Below are 14,022 nucleotides of genomic sequence, written 5' to 3' on the forward strand. Positions count from 1 at the left end.
GATGCCGGAGGTCACCGTCGACGACGACCAGTTGCAGGTCACGCTCAACCACCGCGAGCACCTGATGACACTCACTTCGACGTTCGAGGTGCCGCTGTCCGCGATCGCCAGCGCGAAGGTCTTCGAAGAGGGCCAGCACCTGCCGTGGTGGCGGGTCGGGGTCCACTTCCCCGGGGTGTTTCGCGCAGGGCGGTTCCGCGGCGACGGATTGCGATACTTCATCTTCCACCGCACGGGTCGGCCCGCCATCGACGTCACGCTGCTCGACGAACGCTTCGACCGGGTGATCGTCGACGTCGCTGACCCGCAAGCACTGGTCAAGCAACTCACCAGACGCAAAGGTCCCGCCCGGTAGAACGATGGCGGGGCGCCCCCTCCGAGGATTTAGGAGCTATTCAGGTTTTGGGAGGCAGTTGCCTGACCAAACGGCTCCCACAACCTCGATGTCTCCTGAATCCGTGGGGCCGGTCGCCTGGCGATGGCACAACAAAACGCAAAGGTCCCGCCCGGTAACCCGGGCGGGACCTTCGATGCGGCGATCAGGCCTTCGCGTCGTCCTGCGTCGCGTCGTCCTCAGTCACAGCGTCATCTGCGGTCTCGGCAGCGTCGTCGGCGACGGCATCCGCTTCCTCCTGCACGGTCGGCTCGTCGACGGGAGCGTCAGCTTCGACGATCTCCTCGGCGGGAGCCGGCTCCTCGGTCGAAGCAGCGGCCTTCTTGGTCGCACCCTCGGCCTCGGCCACGACGGCGCGCTTCGGCTTGGCGTTCACCGGCTCGCGGACGAGTTCGATGACGGCCATCGGCGCGTTGTCGCCCTTGCGGGGACCGATCTTGGTGATGCGGGTGTAGCCACCGTCGCGACCGTCCATGTCGGGCGCGATCTCGGTGAAGAGGCGGTGCACGACACCCTTGTCGCGCACCACGGTCAGCACCCGACGGCGCGAGTGCAGGTCACCGCGCTTGGCGAAGGTGACCAGACGCTCGGCCAGCGGACGCAACCGCTTGGCCTTGGCCTCGGTGGTGGTGATGCGGTCGTACTCGAACAGGCTGGTCGCCAGGTTGGCGAGGATGAGCCGCTCGTGCGCGGGTCCGCCACCGACGCGGGGGCCCTTAGTAGGGGTAGGCATTGGTTCTCCTAGTAGTTCTGGGTTCGGCTAACGCCAAATCCCTTGCGGCTCAGTACTGCTCGTCCTCGGCGAAGGCGGCGTCGTCATCGTCGACGTCGTCCTCGTAGCGGTCGGCGATGGCGCTCGCGTCGAACCCGGGCGGGCTGTCCTTGAGCTGCAGACCCATCTCCTGCAACTTCTCCTTGACCTCGTCGATGGACTTCGCACCGAAGTTACGGATGTCCAGCAGGTCGGCCTCGCTGCGCGCGACGAGTTCACCCACGGTGTGGATGGCCTCGCGCTTGAGGCAGTTGTAGGAGCGGACCGTCAGGTCCAGGTCCTCGATCGGCAGGGCCAGGTCGGCGGCCAGCGCGGCGTCGGTCGGCGAGGGGCCCATGTCGATGCCCTCGGCCTCGACGTTGAGCTCACGGGCCAGACCGAACAGCTCGACCAGCGTCTTACCGGCGGAGGCCATCGCGTCGCGCGGGGCGATCGCGTTCTTGGTCTCCACGTCGACGATCAGCTTGTCGAAGTCGGTGCGCTGCTCGACACGGGTGGCCTCGACCTTGTAGGTCACGGCCAGCACCGGCGAGTAGATCGAGTCGACCGGGATGCGGCCGATCTCCTGGTCAGCGGACTTGTTCTGCGCGGCAGAGACGTAGCCACGACCACGCTCGACGGTCAGCTCGACCTCGATCTTGCCCTTGTCGTTCAGGGTCGCGATGTGCAGGTGCGGGTTGTGCACCTCGACACCGGCCGGCGGCGCGATGTCCGCAGCGGTGACCTCACCGGGGCCCTGCTTGCGCAGGTACATCACGACGGGCTCGTCGTGCTCGGAGGAGACGACCAGGCCCTTGACGTTCAGGATGATCTCGGTGACGTCCTCCTTGACCCCGGGGATCGTGGAGAACTCGTGCTGCACACCGTCGATGCGCAGGCTCGTGACCGCGGCGCCCGGGATGGACGACAGCAGGGTGCGACGCAGGGAGTTGCCGAGCGTGTAGCCGAAACCGGGCTCCAGCGGCTCGATGACGAACCGCGAACGGTTGTCGGAGACGAACTCCTCGCTGAGGGTGGGGCGCTGTGCGATAAGCACTTTTCATTCCTTCCCACGGGCGACCGCTATATGACGCCTCGTGCAAGACCGCCGGGCCATCTGTCCGAACCGGCGGGATTCGGTACGCCGGGTGCTCACCATCGCCTGTAACGACGCAGGCGGGCACTCGGCGTACCGGAGTGGATCAGTTCTTCGAGTAGAGCTCGACGATCAGCTGCTCAGACAGCGGCACGTCGATCTGCTCACGGGTCGGCAGCTGGTGGACCAGGACCTGCAGGGTGCCCTCGGACACGTGCAGCCAGGCCGGGACCGGACGCTCACCGAAGGTCTCGCGGGCGAGCTGGATCGGGAAGGCTTCCCGGGACTTCTCGCGGACCGTGATGATGTCGTACTGCTCGACGCGGTAGGACGGGACGTCGACGCGGACGCCGTTGACCTCGAAGTGGCCGTGGGTGACCAGCTGGCGGGCGGCCCGACGGGTACGGGCCAGGCCGGCGCGGTAGATCACGTTGTCCAGGCGCGACTCCAGGATGGTCAGCAGGTTCGCACCGGTCTTACCGGGGCGACGAGCCGCTTCCTTGTAGTAGCGCACGAACTGCTTCTCCATGACGCCGTAGGTGAAGCGAGCCTTCTGCTTCTCCTGCAGCTGGTTCAGGTACTCCTTCTCCTGGATGCGACCGCGGCCGTGCTGGCCGGGCGGGAAGGGGCGCTGCTCGAAGCTCTTGTCGCCGCCGACGAGGTCGACCTTGAGGCGACGGGACTTCTTGGTGATGGGTCCGGTGTAACGGGCCATGATTCAGATCTCCTTCTGGTCCGTCGCGTCAGCTGCGGCGCTTGGGCTGGCGGACACCGTTGTGCGGCTGCGGGGTGACGTCGGCGATAGCGCCGACCTCGAGGCCCGCGGCGGCCAGCGAACGGATGGCGGTCTCGCGGCCGGAGCCCGGACCCTTGACGAAAACGTCGACCTTGCGCATGCCGTGCTCCATGGCGCGGCGGGCGGCGGCCTCGGCGGCCATCTGCGCGGCGTACGGCGTGGACTTACGCGAGCCCTTGAAGCCGACCTGGCCGGCGGAGGCCCACGAAATCACCGCACCGGACGGGTCGGTGATGGAAACGATGGTGTTGTTGAACGTGCTGCGGATGTAGGCGTTGCCAGCGGCAACGTTCTTCTTCTCCTTGCGGCGCACCTTCTTGGCGCCCGCTACACGGCTCTTGGGAGGCATTCTTTTCTAACTCCTGTGTCAGTTCTCAGCGAGGAAGTGTCCGCTTAGAAGCGGATTACTTGGCCTTCTTCTTACCGGCCACGGTCTTCTTCGGGCCCTTACGGGTGCGCGCGTTGGTCTTCGTGCGCTGACCGTGGACGGGCAGGCCACGACGGTGGCGCAGGCCCTGGTAGGAGCCGATCTCCACCTTGCGGCGGATGTCGGCGGCCACCTCGCGGCGCAGGTCACCTTCGAGGCGGTAGTTGCCCTCGAGGTAGTCGCGGAGCTGAACCAGCTCGTCGTCGCTGAGGTCACGGACACGGGTGTCCGGGTTGATGCCGGTCGCTGCCAGCGTTTCCTGGGCGCGGGTCTTGCCCACGCCGAAGATGTAGGTAAGGCCGACCTCGACGCGCTTCTCGCGCGGCAGGTCGACACCGATCAAACGTGCCATGGCGGCTGTTCTCCTGTTGATTGATGCTGCGGAGGTCTGGTGCAACGTCGGTCCCGTTGGTCGACGGCTCTCGGTATGAGAACCGGCTCGAACCGGAGTGGTTCTTGCGGGTCTTCGGCCTCCGCGGCCGAAGGTGGCGTCCTACGCGATGCGCAGGGGCTGGGCGTTGCGGGTGTTTTCAGTTGTGGATGTTTCTTCTTGCTGGTCTTGAAGACCGGCGGGTCGTGCGGGGCGGTGGCCCTGCGATCAGCCCTGGCGCTGCTTGTGGCGCGGGTTCTCGCAGATCACCATGACCCGGCCGTGACGGCGGATCACCTTGCACTTGTCGCAGATCTTCTTGACGCTCGGCTGGACCTTCATCTGCCTACCGTCTCGAAGTCGGGCCGCTTGTCCTCATGGAGTCGCGGCGGTTGACGTGTGGGTGGGTGCGTCCGGATGGACGCGGGGTGTTGCTGGTATCGCGGTCAGCGGTACCGGAAGACGATCCGGCCGCGGGTCAGGTCGTACGGGCTGAGCTCCACCACCACGCGGTCCTCAGGGAGGATCCGGATGTAGTGCTGGCGCATCTTGCCCGAGATGTGAGCGAGAACCTTGTGACCGTTGGTCAACTCCACCCGGAACATGGCGTTCGGGAGAGCTTCCACGATCGTGCCCTCGATCTCGATGACACCGTCCTTTTTGGCCATAAATCTGCCCCCGCCTTCGCGGGTTAACCTCCAGAATTGTCTGACTGCGATGAGTGCGGACCAAGGATCTGTGGTCGGCGTCCGTAACAACGGGACGCCTTGAACAGACATTCCTGACCCGACGTACTAGCCTACCTGCCCGCGCGATACCGCCCAAATCGCCAGTTCAGGTGGTCGCTGGCGCCCTCCGGTCGCAGCAGATGCGCGGGTTGTCGACAGACGCGCGGATTATAAGTCGCGCATCTGTCGATAACCCGCGCGGATCGCCATCCGCAGCGCGCACCTACCGCCGCGTAGCCATCGGTATGTAACCTGGGTCACTACAGCTGTCGTAAACCACTGGGAGCAGCACGACCATGAGCCTGACCCACCTGCCCAGCCTGCATCGCCCCGCCAGCCAAGCAGTCGGCGTACGTCATAAGGCGCAGTCGATGTTGCATTGGGGCTTGTCCCAGGGTCTCCCGAACGTCGTGGTGAAGATGGCCGCGCGCAAGGGCGACCTGCAGGGCCTGCTTACCCAGGCCGGCAGTGGGGATGAGATCTGGGACATCATCGACCAGGTCCGCGCCCAGGGCACGCTCGTCAGGGGCCGGGTCACCTTCATCACCGCCGACCACGCGGTCGTCAGCGAAGTGCTGACCTCCAAGGCGTTCCGCACCGGCAACCCGCTGGACCGGCTCGGCTTCCTGGCCAGCGCGAGCGCCCGGCTGCGGCCGGCCACCATGCACCCGTTGGTCGAGCCGTCGCTGCTGGTGACCGAGCCGCCGGACCACACCCGCTACCGCAAGCTGGTGACCCGGGTCTTCACGATGCGTGCGGTGGAGAAGTTGCGCGACCGCGCTGAGAGCGTGGCGACCGAATTGCTCGATGAGCTCGACGGCCGCACCGATCTGGTCGAGCAATACTGCAGTCTGCTGCCGGTCACCCTCATCTCCCAGATCCTCGGCATCCCGACCTCCGAACGCCGCGAGGTGCTCGCGATGGGCAGCGACATCGCCGCCAGCCTCGACTTTGGGCTGTCCTGGCCGGAGTACCGCGACGTCGACGCCGGGCTGCGCCGCTTCGACGCGTGGCTCGAGACGCACATCGAGGCACTGCGCAAGAACCCCGGCGATGACCTGCTGAGCCAACTGGTCCAGGTGCAGGACGAGGACGGCACCCTCAACATGGCCGAGCTCAAAGCCACGGCGGGTCTGGTGCTGGCGGCCGGGTTCGAGACCACCGTCAACCTGCTCGGCAACGGCATCAAACTGCTGCACGACCACCCAGGCGAGCTCGCCAAACTCGAGCAGGACCCGAGCCTGTGGTCCAACGCGGTCGAAGAAGTCCTGCGCATCGATCCCCCCGTGCTGCTGACCGCGCGGTTCGCTCCCGAGCCGACAACCCTTGAGGGTCAGCACATTTCGGCGGGACTGCAGGTCGTCGTACTCCTCGCCGGCGCCAACCGCGACCCCAAGGTGTTCGAGGACCCGACCCGCTTCGACGTCACCCGGGCCAACGCCCGCGATCACCTGTCGTTCTCCGCGGGCCGGCACCACTGCCTCGGCGCAGCACTGGCGCGGATGGAAGGTGAGGTCGGGCTGAAGTCGTTCTTCGACCGCTACCCCGACGTCACCCTGTTGCCGGGTGCGCAGCGCCGCCCGACCCGCATCCTGCGCGGCTGGCGGACGCTGCCCGCGCAGGTGAGCTAGAGGTCGACGTACCCGTCCTTGGTCGCCTCCCGCAGTGAGGCGTACAGGTTGCTCACGGGCCGCCCCAACTCGGCGTACCGTGCGGCGATCCGTTGCACGTAGGTCTCCACTGTGCGCGCCGAAACCGGTTGCGGCAGAGACTTTCCGATCGCCTTCTTGGGTACGCCGGCCGCCAGCTGCCGCAGCACCTCCACCTCGCGTGGGGCGAGTGAGGCCATCAGTCCCGGCTCGGTCAGCAGCGCCTCCGCGAAGTGACTGGACACCGCGAACTCCCCCGCCGCCACCGAGCGGATCGCCTCGACCAGGTCCTCCTCGGGGTCGGACTTCAGCGCCAGACCAAAAGCCCCCGCACTGACCAGCGCCCGCAACTGGGCCGGCCGGGTGCTCGCGGTGAAGAGCAGGACGCGCAGCCCGCGACTCACGACCACCGCCACGTTCGCCTCGGGGTCACTGCCGTCATCGAGGTCCACGTCCAGCAGCACCACGTCGGGTCGGGCGCTGCGTTCCCAGTCGAGATCCTTGACGCTGGAGACCAGGAAGTCGACCTGGATGTCCGGCGCGATCTGGGCCAGTCCGCTGATCACTCCGCGCAGCACGATCGGGTGGTCGTCGACAACCCCGATCCGGATCAGATCGGGGGTTTCGTCCGCCTGGTGCTCGCTCACCGTTGCATCATCGCCGAGCCCGACGCATCGGCGACAGTCCGGGGAACTCCGGACACCGCAGCCGAATCAAACTGCACCACAAGGTACGTCGATCCGTCCGTTCGCAGGGAACCCACGCCGAGCGCCGTGATCCGCTCGACCGCCTCCTGCCCCACCGGTCGCACGGTGACAGTGGTCCGCGTGCCGTCCGGGCCGGCCGTGCTTGATACGCCGACGCGGGCCGGCGCCGACGTGGCCAACACGCCTAGCACGTCAGCGACCACCGACAGATGCTCGCGCGGCATCGGTGTCAGCTGGCTCAAGGTCACCTGGGCGCCGCCCTCCCGCAGCCGGTGCACCGGCGCGGTCAGATCCGACGGCCATCGCGTCGTCGGCCCACCCAACCCGTCGCGGACCCAGGCTTCGAGCACCGCCGCCCGGCGCCGTACGGGAAGGGCACGCGGGTCGCTGCGAGAAAGAGCGATATCGGCCAGGAACGGCTGGATCCGGGCCCGCAGGTCACCGACCCGGTCGCGCAGCGCTTGCTCCCGTAGATCAGCCTCGACCTGACGCAGCACACTGTGCTGCCGGATCTCGTTGTCCTGCAGGGCTCGTCGTACTCCGCGCTTGGTCCACCACGCGCCACCGAGGATCAGGGGCGCCAGCGCGAACGGTGCGAACAACGCGCCTGCCAACCCCAGGATCTGGTTGAGGCTCGCACCGGTGCTGACCAGCAGAGCGATCGGGAACGTCGCGACGATGAGCACGGCGAGCGCACACTCCACCAGCGAGCGCCCGACGACGGAGAAGGCCACCAACGGCATGGTCGAGGAAGCCAACCAGAACAACGTCGGATCGGCCGCTCCGGAGGGGAGGGCGTAGGCGTTCAGGGCGATCGCCGCACACGCGACCGCGACCATGACCAGGTGCATCCGCCAGCCGATGTCGCGCCGCCGGTAGGCCCAGGCTCCGAAACACCACGCCAGGACCACCAGCACGGTGCCCAGGACGGCCGCCCACGGATGCCGCAGGTCACCGGCGCGCAGGGCACACTGCAACACACAGGCCACGACGAACGGCCCGCTGATCAGCACTGCGACGCGTCGGGCCCGGATCTGGTCGACCCAGTCGGTGTCGTCGCCGGTTTCGGCGGCCCACTGCAGCCGCACCCGGGTGCCGTTCGCGTCAGAGGTGATGGTCGCCGTACCGGCGATGTCTGCCATCCTGGCCACGATCCCATCGCGGACGCCGTACCGATCACGCGGCACCTGGGCCGGCTTGAACCCCCGGCCGCGGTCGATCACGTCGAGAACGATGTCCCCGCCGTCGTCGCGCAGCACGACCCGGGCTTCCCGCACGCCCGCGTGCCGGCGGACGTTGCGCAGCGCCTCACGCACCACCGCCGCGACAACGTCGACGACATCCGGCGCGATGGTCACCGACGCCAGGTCGAGCTCGACCGCCAGCCCGCTCTCACCGGCGACCTCGGTGAGAACGCCACCCAGATCGACTGTCGGCGGATCGGTGGCACTCAGATCGGTCAGTCGATCGGTCGCCTCGGCGGCGATGGACCGCACCTCCGCGCGGTCCAGTCGCTCGCTCAACGTCACCGCCCGCAACGCGTGCGCGACCTCGTCGTGCAGGAACCGGTCGACCCAGCGGGTGTGCGCCTCCTGACCGACCGAGCGGGCCTCTGCGGTCAGCTGGACCACCTGACGGCGCTCTCGGGCATCGTTCACCTCGCCGACCCGGCGCAGCAGGCTGGCGGCCTGGGCGGTGGCGATCGCCGCCGCACACGCGCCGAGAACTTCGACGACGGCCAGCGCCGGACGCTGCGGGTCCACGACCCACCGGGCGACCACCGCCAGCACCACGACCAGCGATGCGAGCACTACGCCCCGCCAGTCCGGCAGACCCAGCAGGACGTACAACAACGGCAGCGCGAGCACGATGGTCACCCACCAACCGGCGCCATCGGCGCGGAAACCCACCCGGCCCAGTCCACAGACCAGCGCCGTAGCTGCCGCCACCGCTGCGACGACGACGGCGACGTCGCTGCGAAAACCCCAGCGCCACACCGAGGCAGCGAGCGCGACCAGGGCCAGCGTGGTCACCACCCCGGCGATCGTTCCGGGCGCGGAGTCCAGCAGCAGGTTGGCCGTGCTGCCCCACATCACCGCCAGGAACAGCACGCAGGCACCGACGTAGAACCCCCGCGAGACCCGCTCCATCGTGCGTGACCAGGAGGCGGCGGGGACATCGAGCGTGGTCACGGGGTCCAGCGTGACAGCTGAAGGGTGGGTAGGAACATCAGGGGCGTGCCGACCGTCGATCGGCGTACGCCGGGTGCGGGCTCAGGCGGTGACCCGGGCGATGCGCACCATGTCCTCGCGCGGGACGACCTTCACCCGCTCGCGGGTGTGCTGGTGGTTCTCCCCCAATGACCGCTCGTGCTCATCGAGGCGCTGCCAGCCCTCCCACGTGGTGAACTCGATACCCCGCTCGGCCAGATAGCGCTCGACCGCCTCCGGCCGCGGCGACTCGGGAGCCGCCAGCTGGTCCGCATCCTCCAACACCATGGAAATCGTCTGTGCCGCATCGGATTTGGTGTGGCCGATCAGACCGACCGGGCCGCGCTTGATCCAGCCGGTGACGTAGGCACCCGGCAGCGGCGATCCGTCGATCTCCAGGACGCGGCCACCGTCGTTGGGCACGACACCCCGGGCAGCATCGAACGGCAGCCCGCTGAGGTTGTCCGAGTAGTAGCCGATCGCGCGGTACACCGCCTGCACCGGCCAGTCCTTGAACTCACCGGTCCCCCGGACGTTCCCGGTGCCGTCGAGTTCGGTGATCTCCGTGCGCAGACCGACCACCTGGCCGTCCTCGCCGAGCACCTCGACCGGGTTGTTGCAGAAGTGGATGTGGATGCGGTGTGCGGCACCGGTCTCGTCCTTGGCCAGGTAGTTCTGCAGGACGTCGACGGTCAGCTTCTGGCTCTTGGAGTTGCGCAGCGCATCCATCGACCCCTCGTCGAATTCGAATCCCTCCGGGTGGACGACGACGTCGATGTTCGGGCTGTGCGACAACTCGCGTAGCTCCATCGGCGTGAACTTGACCTGTGCCGGACCACGGCGGGCGAAGACGTGAATGTCCTTGGCGGCGTTGGCTTTCAGTCCGTCGTAGACGTTGTCCGGAATCTCGGTGACCAGCAACTCATCGGCGGTCTTGGCCAGGATCCGGGCGACGTCGAGACCGACGTTGCCGACGCCGACGACGGCGATCTCCTCGGCGTGCGGCTGGAAGTCCCAGGTGCGCGGCGCCTCGGGGTGCCCGTCGTACCAGGCGACGAAGTCCGCGGCGCCGTAGGAGCCGGCCAGGTCGATGCCCGGGATGTCCAGGTCGCGGTCGCGGCGGGCGCCGGTGGCGAAGATGACCGCGTCGTAGAACTGCCGCAGGTCATCGAGTTTCAGATCATCGCCGTAGGAGACGTTGCCGAAGAAGCGGATCTGCGGCTGGTTCATCACCCGGTGCAGCGCCTTGACGATCTCCTTGATCCGCGGGTGGTCCGGGGCCACGCCGTAGCGGATCAGGCCGAACGGGGTGGGATCCGCTTCGAGGATGTCGACGCTCACGTCCCGATCCGATTTGGTCAGGATGTCCGCGGCGTAGATCCCGGCGGGACCAGCGCCGACAATGGCGACGCGCAGATGCCTACTCAATGGGGTGCTCCATCAGCAACAGGGGGCGGTTCAGAAACTAAGGCCATCCTAACTCGGCGAGGGGTCACCGCGAAATGGCACCCCAACACTAGGTTATGTATTCCATAACGTTTGAAGGTGTCCACGATCCGGCCATCCGACACGATGAATTCCCACCCTCCCCGGTGTGCCTTCACCCTGCGTTCAGTTAAATGTACAAACATCCTTTGCAGGCGCTGTGTGGATGGTGTCCGGATTCGCCTGGATCCGGCTCCTGTCCAGCAGTGTGGGAAACGAGCCACCGGCACCGGTCGCTCGAGGCAACAACGAGGTTGACGGATGAGCAGTCAGAGCAGACCCCTGCTGGTGTCCCTGGTCGCAATCGCCGCACTCACCGCAGTCGCCGCTGCCACCAACCACCCGGCCAGCGCCCCCGATCCGGTGACCACCCACGCATTCGAGCAACTCGCCCAACGTGCCGGTGGGCGAGTATCCACCGGCAGCGCGCCGGTGGGCACGGCATCCGATCACGCAGCCGTTGTTGCCCCACCGGCCCCAGGCAACCCCGAGCGCTCGTGGAGCCCCGCGACCGGCTAGTCGCCCAACGGAGCGAACGGCAGGCCGTGCGCAGCCAGTTCCGCAGCGCCGCCGTCCTGCGCCGTGAGCACCCACAACCCGCCCGGGGTGCAGGCCACGGTGTGCTCCCAGTGCGCGGCCCGTGATCCGTCGAGCGTCACGACGGTCCACCCGTCGCTGAGTTCCTCGGTCTCGAACGTGCCGAGGGTGACCATCGGCTCGATGGCCACGGTGGCACCCACCCGCACCCGAGGACCCTTGGCACTGACCCGCTCGTTGAAAACCGTTGGCTCCATGTGCATCTCACGACCGATGCCGTGACCGGTGTACCCGTCGACGATCTCGAAGTCGAGGTCGAGACCGGCTTCCCGATAGCCGGTCGCGGCGGCGTGCACGCTGTCCTCGATGTCGCCGCCGAGTTCGTACACCCCACGACCCTCGCGGAAGCCGCCGATCCCGGCCCACATCGACTCCCGGGTGGCCTCGATCAGCGCCAGATCCTCCGGTCGACCGTGCTCCGGACCCCCGACGACCAGGCTGATCGCGCTGTCCCCGTGCCAGCCATCGACGATGGCGCCGGCGTCGACCGACAGCAGGTCCCCGGTGTGCAGCACCTGCTCACCAGGGATGCCGTGCACGACCTGCTCGTTGACCGAGGTGCAGATCACCGCCGGGAACCCGTGGTAGCCCAGGAAGTTGGACGTCGCACCGTGGCGGGCGATCACCTCGGCCGCGACGTCGTTCAGGTCGGCGGTGGTGATGCCATCACGTACGGCGTCCCGGACGGCCGCGAGAAGTTGCGCCACCACCAGACCGGCCCGGCGCATCGCCAGAAGCTGGTCGGTGGACTTGGTGGGCAGTTGCTCCCGGCCGAACACGAAACTCAGGCCGGCTGTTCGTCGCCGACGGTGTCCAGCACCGCGCCGATGCGCGCTTCGACCTCGTCCATGCTGCCCAGGCCGTCGACCTGGCGCAGGAGTCCGCGATCGGCGTACCGCTGGGCAAGGGGCGCGGTCTCGCGCTGGTAGATGTCCTGGCGCTCGCGGATGATTTCCTCGGTGTCGTCGGCGCGTCCGCTGGTCTGGGCGCGCTTGAGGATCCGCTGCACGATCTCGTCCTGATCGACGGTCAACTCGATGACCGCATCCAGGCTCAGGCCCTGCCCGGCGAGGTAGTCATCCAGGGCGTCCACCTGGGCCAGCGTGCGCGGGTAGCCGTCCAGCAGGAAGCCCTGCGCCGCGTCGGGTTCGGCGAGCCGGTCCGCGACGATCTGGTTGGTGATCTCATCGGTCACGTAACCGCCGGAGGCCAGGATGTCCTTGACCTGTAATCCCAGCGGCGTCTCGTTCTTGATGTTGGCGCGGAAGATGTCACCGGTCGAGATGTGCGGGATACCGCGGTGGGCGGCCAGCCGCTCGGCCTGGGTGCCTTTTCCCGCTCCGGGCGGACCGAGGATGATCAATCGCATCAGCGCAAGAACCCTTCGTAACGGTGCTGCTGCACCTTGGACTCGATCTGCTTGTAGGTGTCGATGCCGACACTCACCAGGATCAGGATCGATGCACCACCGAACGGGAAGTTGCCGCCCGCGTTGAACTTGGCCAGCGCGATGACCGGGATCAGCGCGATGAACGCCAACCACAGTGCACCGACGACGGTGATGCGGTTCAGCACGTAGCTGATGTAGTCCGCCGTCGCCTTGCCCGCCCGCACTCCGGGGATGAACGATCCTGACTGCTTGAGGTTATCGGCCACTTCGTTCGGCTGGTACGTGATCGACACGTAGAAGAACGTGAAGAAGATGATCAGCACGGTGTAGGCGATCATGTACGTCGGGTGATCGCTGCGGGCCAGGTTGTTCAGCACCCATTCGGACCAGCCACTGCTGGCCCCGTTGGCAGGGCGCACGAACTGCGCGATGAGCACCGGAAGCGACAACAGGGACGTCGCGAAGATGATCGGGATCACCTGCGCCATGTTGACCTTCAGCGGGATGTAGGTCGAGGTGCCGCCGTACTGTTTGCGCCCGATGGTGCGCTTGGCGTATTGCACCGGGATCCGGCGCTGGGAGTTCTCGACGTAAACCACCGCGGCGGTGATCAGGATGCCCAGCAGGATGATCAGCACGAACTGACCCCAACCCTGCTGGCGGGTGGCCCAGACCGAGGCGGGCACGCTGGAGGCGATCGCGGTCAGGATCAACAGCGACATACCGTTGCCGACGCCGCGCTCGGTAACCTGCTCACCCATCCACATGATCAGACCGGTGCCGGCGGTCAGCACCAGCACCATGAGCACCAGGGTGAAGGGGCTGTCGTCGCTCATCACGGTCGGGCAGGTGAGCGACGTACCACCCAGCAAGCGGGAGGGGTCGGCCTTGGCGGCTGTCACCAGCGTCGCCGACTGCAGCAGCGCCAGACCGATCGTGATGTAGCGGGTGTACTGCGTCAGCTTCTGCTGTCCGGCCTGGCCCTCTTTACGCAGCGTCTCGAACCGTGGAATCACCACGGTCAGCAACTGCACGATGATGCTCGCGGTGATGTAGGGCATGATGCCCAGCGCGAAGATCGACAGCTGCAGCAGGGCGCCGCCGGAGAACAGGTTCGCCAGGCCCAGCAGGCTCTGGCTGCCGCTGGCGGCCCGCTGGCACTGCTGGACGAGGCTGAAGTCGATACCGGGCGTCGGGATATGGGACCCCAGCCGGAAAATGGCCATGACCCCGAGCGTGAACAAGATCTTGTTCCGCAGCTCGGGGGTTCTGAATGCGCGGCCGAAAGCGCCTAGCACAAGGTCCTCCTACGTCAGTTCTCGCCTGAGGTTACACAGGCCAGACAGCAACACCTCGACGCCGGTGCCCGGACGAACCGGGACCTGCGCCGAGGCGTGTGCGTTGAGCAAGTACGTCGTCGCT

16 protein-coding genes are annotated in these 14,022 nt (G+C 67.1%); 3 read left to right on the plus strand and 13 right to left on the minus strand.

Annotated elements, in window-relative coordinates; translation table 11 throughout:
- Position 1 precedes the first annotated feature (1 nt).
- Positions 2–355, plus strand: a complete 354-nt coding sequence (locus AZH51_RS01865; RefSeq protein ID WP_291520661.1) for a hypothetical protein — start codon at positions 2–4, stop codon at positions 353–355.
- Between the two features lie 184 nt (positions 356–539).
- Here AZH51_RS01865 and rplQ read toward each other — a convergent pair whose 3' ends face one another.
- The 7 genes from rplQ to infA all read right to left on the minus strand — a co-directional run bounded on the left by rplQ (position 540) and on the right by infA (position 4,502).
- Positions 540–1,127: a 50S ribosomal protein L17 gene (rplQ, locus tag AZH51_RS01870; RefSeq protein WP_291520663.1), complete on the minus strand. Its 588-nt coding sequence runs from the start codon at positions 1,125–1,127 to the stop codon at positions 540–542.
- A 49-nt stretch (positions 1,128–1,176) separates the two neighbouring features.
- Positions 1,177–2,202 carry a DNA-directed RNA polymerase subunit alpha gene (locus AZH51_RS01875; protein WP_291520665.1) on the minus strand — a complete coding sequence of 342 codons (1,026 nt, stop codon included), beginning with the start codon at positions 2,200–2,202 and terminating at the stop codon, positions 1,177–1,179.
- A 145-nt stretch (positions 2,203–2,347) separates the two neighbouring features.
- Positions 2,348–2,956 carry a 30S ribosomal protein S4 gene (gene rpsD, locus AZH51_RS01880; protein WP_109683767.1) on the minus strand — a complete coding sequence of 203 codons (609 nt, stop codon included), beginning with the start codon at positions 2,954–2,956 and terminating at the stop codon, positions 2,348–2,350.
- A 28-nt stretch (positions 2,957–2,984) separates the two neighbouring features.
- Positions 2,985–3,386 carry a 30S ribosomal protein S11 gene (rpsK, locus tag AZH51_RS01885; protein WP_291520668.1) on the minus strand — a complete coding sequence of 134 codons (402 nt, stop codon included), beginning with the start codon at positions 3,384–3,386 and terminating at the stop codon, positions 2,985–2,987.
- Between the two features lie 55 nt (positions 3,387–3,441).
- A complete protein-coding gene (gene rpsM, locus AZH51_RS01890) occupies positions 3,442–3,816 on the minus strand; it encodes a 30S ribosomal protein S13 (RefSeq protein ID WP_291520670.1) in 375 nt (124 codons plus the stop codon).
- A gap of 246 nt (positions 3,817–4,062) precedes the next feature.
- The gene (rpmJ, locus tag AZH51_RS01895; protein ID WP_020575560.1) at positions 4,063–4,176 is read right to left on the minus strand and encodes a 50S ribosomal protein L36; all 114 of its coding nucleotides are present in this window, start codon (positions 4,174–4,176) and stop codon (positions 4,063–4,065) included.
- 104 nt (positions 4,177–4,280) lie between these two features.
- Positions 4,281–4,502: a translation initiation factor IF-1 gene (gene infA / locus AZH51_RS01900; RefSeq protein ID WP_006946284.1), complete on the minus strand. Its 222-nt coding sequence runs from the start codon at positions 4,500–4,502 to the stop codon at positions 4,281–4,283.
- A gap of 356 nt (positions 4,503–4,858) precedes the next feature.
- Between infA and AZH51_RS01905 the strand changes: the two genes are divergently transcribed.
- A complete protein-coding gene (locus AZH51_RS01905) occupies positions 4,859–6,193 on the plus strand; it encodes a cytochrome P450 (protein ID WP_291520721.1) in 1,335 nt (444 codons plus the stop codon).
- On the opposite strand, the gene AZH51_RS01910 is transcribed toward AZH51_RS01905, so the two are convergent.
- The 3 genes from AZH51_RS01910 to AZH51_RS01920 form a co-directional block, all read right to left on the minus strand.
- The gene (locus AZH51_RS01910) at positions 6,190–6,858 is read right to left on the minus strand and encodes a response regulator transcription factor (protein WP_291520723.1); all 669 of its coding nucleotides are present in this window, start codon (positions 6,856–6,858) and stop codon (positions 6,190–6,192) included. The genes AZH51_RS01905 and AZH51_RS01910 overlap by 4 nt on opposite strands.
- Positions 6,855–9,110 (minus strand): sensor histidine kinase, encoded by a 2,256-nt coding sequence (locus AZH51_RS01915; RefSeq protein ID WP_291520725.1) that lies wholly within the window; start codon positions 9,108–9,110, stop codon positions 6,855–6,857. Before AZH51_RS01915 ends, AZH51_RS01910 begins: the two co-directional genes overlap by 4 nt.
- Before the next feature lie 81 nt (positions 9,111–9,191).
- Complete coding sequence (locus AZH51_RS01920) at positions 9,192–10,556, minus strand: FAD-dependent oxidoreductase (RefSeq protein ID WP_291520727.1); 1,365 nt, start codon at positions 10,554–10,556, stop codon at positions 9,192–9,194.
- A gap of 318 nt (positions 10,557–10,874) precedes the next feature.
- Here AZH51_RS01920 and AZH51_RS01925 point away from each other — a divergent pair, with 318 nt between their 5' ends.
- Positions 10,875–11,132 (plus strand): hypothetical protein, encoded by a 258-nt coding sequence (locus AZH51_RS01925; protein ID WP_291520729.1) that lies wholly within the window; start codon positions 10,875–10,877, stop codon positions 11,130–11,132.
- On the opposite strand, the gene map is transcribed toward AZH51_RS01925, so the two are convergent.
- From map to secY, 3 genes are read right to left on the minus strand one after another with little or no spacing between them, the layout of a single operon-like run.
- The gene (gene map / locus AZH51_RS01930; RefSeq protein ID WP_291520731.1) at positions 11,129–11,989 is read right to left on the minus strand and encodes a type I methionyl aminopeptidase; all 861 of its coding nucleotides are present in this window, start codon (positions 11,987–11,989) and stop codon (positions 11,129–11,131) included. The two genes, AZH51_RS01925 and map, sit on opposite strands and share 4 nt — an antisense overlap.
- 5 nt (positions 11,990–11,994) lie before the next feature.
- Positions 11,995–12,579, minus strand: a complete 585-nt coding sequence (locus AZH51_RS01935; RefSeq protein WP_291520733.1) for an adenylate kinase — start codon at positions 12,577–12,579, stop codon at positions 11,995–11,997.
- Entirely contained in the window at positions 12,579–13,898 is a 1,320-nt protein-coding gene (gene secY, locus AZH51_RS01940; protein ID WP_291520736.1) for a preprotein translocase subunit SecY, read from the minus strand. The genes AZH51_RS01935 and secY overlap by 1 nt, the downstream gene beginning before the upstream one ends.
- Between the last annotated feature and the right edge of the window lie 124 nt (positions 13,899–14,022).

The organism is Branchiibius sp. NY16-3462-2 (genome assembly GCF_001594145.1).
GTDB lineage: Bacteria > Actinomycetota > Actinomycetes > Actinomycetales > Dermatophilaceae > Branchiibius.

What these genes read in the sequence shown, in the direction of transcription:
- AZH51_RS01865 (WP_291520661.1), top strand. Translation starts at nt 2, where the DNA reads ATGCCGGAGGTCACCGTCGACGACGACCAGTTGCAGGTCACGCTCAAC.
- rplQ (WP_291520663.1), bottom strand. Translation starts at nt 1,127, where the DNA reads ATGCCTACCCCTACTAAGGGCCCCCGCGTCGGTGGCGGACCCGCGCAC.
- rpsD (WP_109683767.1), bottom strand. Translation starts at nt 2,956, where the DNA reads ATGGCCCGTTACACCGGACCCATCACCAAGAAGTCCCGTCGCCTCAAG.
- rpsK (WP_291520668.1), bottom strand. Translation starts at nt 3,386, where the DNA reads ATGCCTCCCAAGAGCCGTGTAGCGGGCGCCAAGAAGGTGCGCCGCAAG.
- rpsM (WP_291520670.1), bottom strand. Translation starts at nt 3,816, where the DNA reads ATGGCACGTTTGATCGGTGTCGACCTGCCGCGCGAGAAGCGCGTCGAG.
- rpmJ (WP_020575560.1), bottom strand. Translation starts at nt 4,176, where the DNA reads ATGAAGGTCCAGCCGAGCGTCAAGAAGATCTGCGACAAGTGCAAGGTG.
- infA (WP_006946284.1), bottom strand. Translation starts at nt 4,502, where the DNA reads ATGGCCAAAAAGGACGGTGTCATCGAGATCGAGGGCACGATCGTGGAA.
- AZH51_RS01905 (WP_291520721.1), top strand. Translation starts at nt 4,859, where the DNA reads ATGAGCCTGACCCACCTGCCCAGCCTGCATCGCCCCGCCAGCCAAGCA.
- AZH51_RS01925 (WP_291520729.1), top strand. Translation starts at nt 10,875, where the DNA reads ATGAGCAGTCAGAGCAGACCCCTGCTGGTGTCCCTGGTCGCAATCGCC.
- AZH51_RS01935 (WP_291520733.1), bottom strand. Translation starts at nt 12,579, where the DNA reads ATGCGATTGATCATCCTCGGTCCGCCCGGAGCGGGAAAAGGCACCCAG.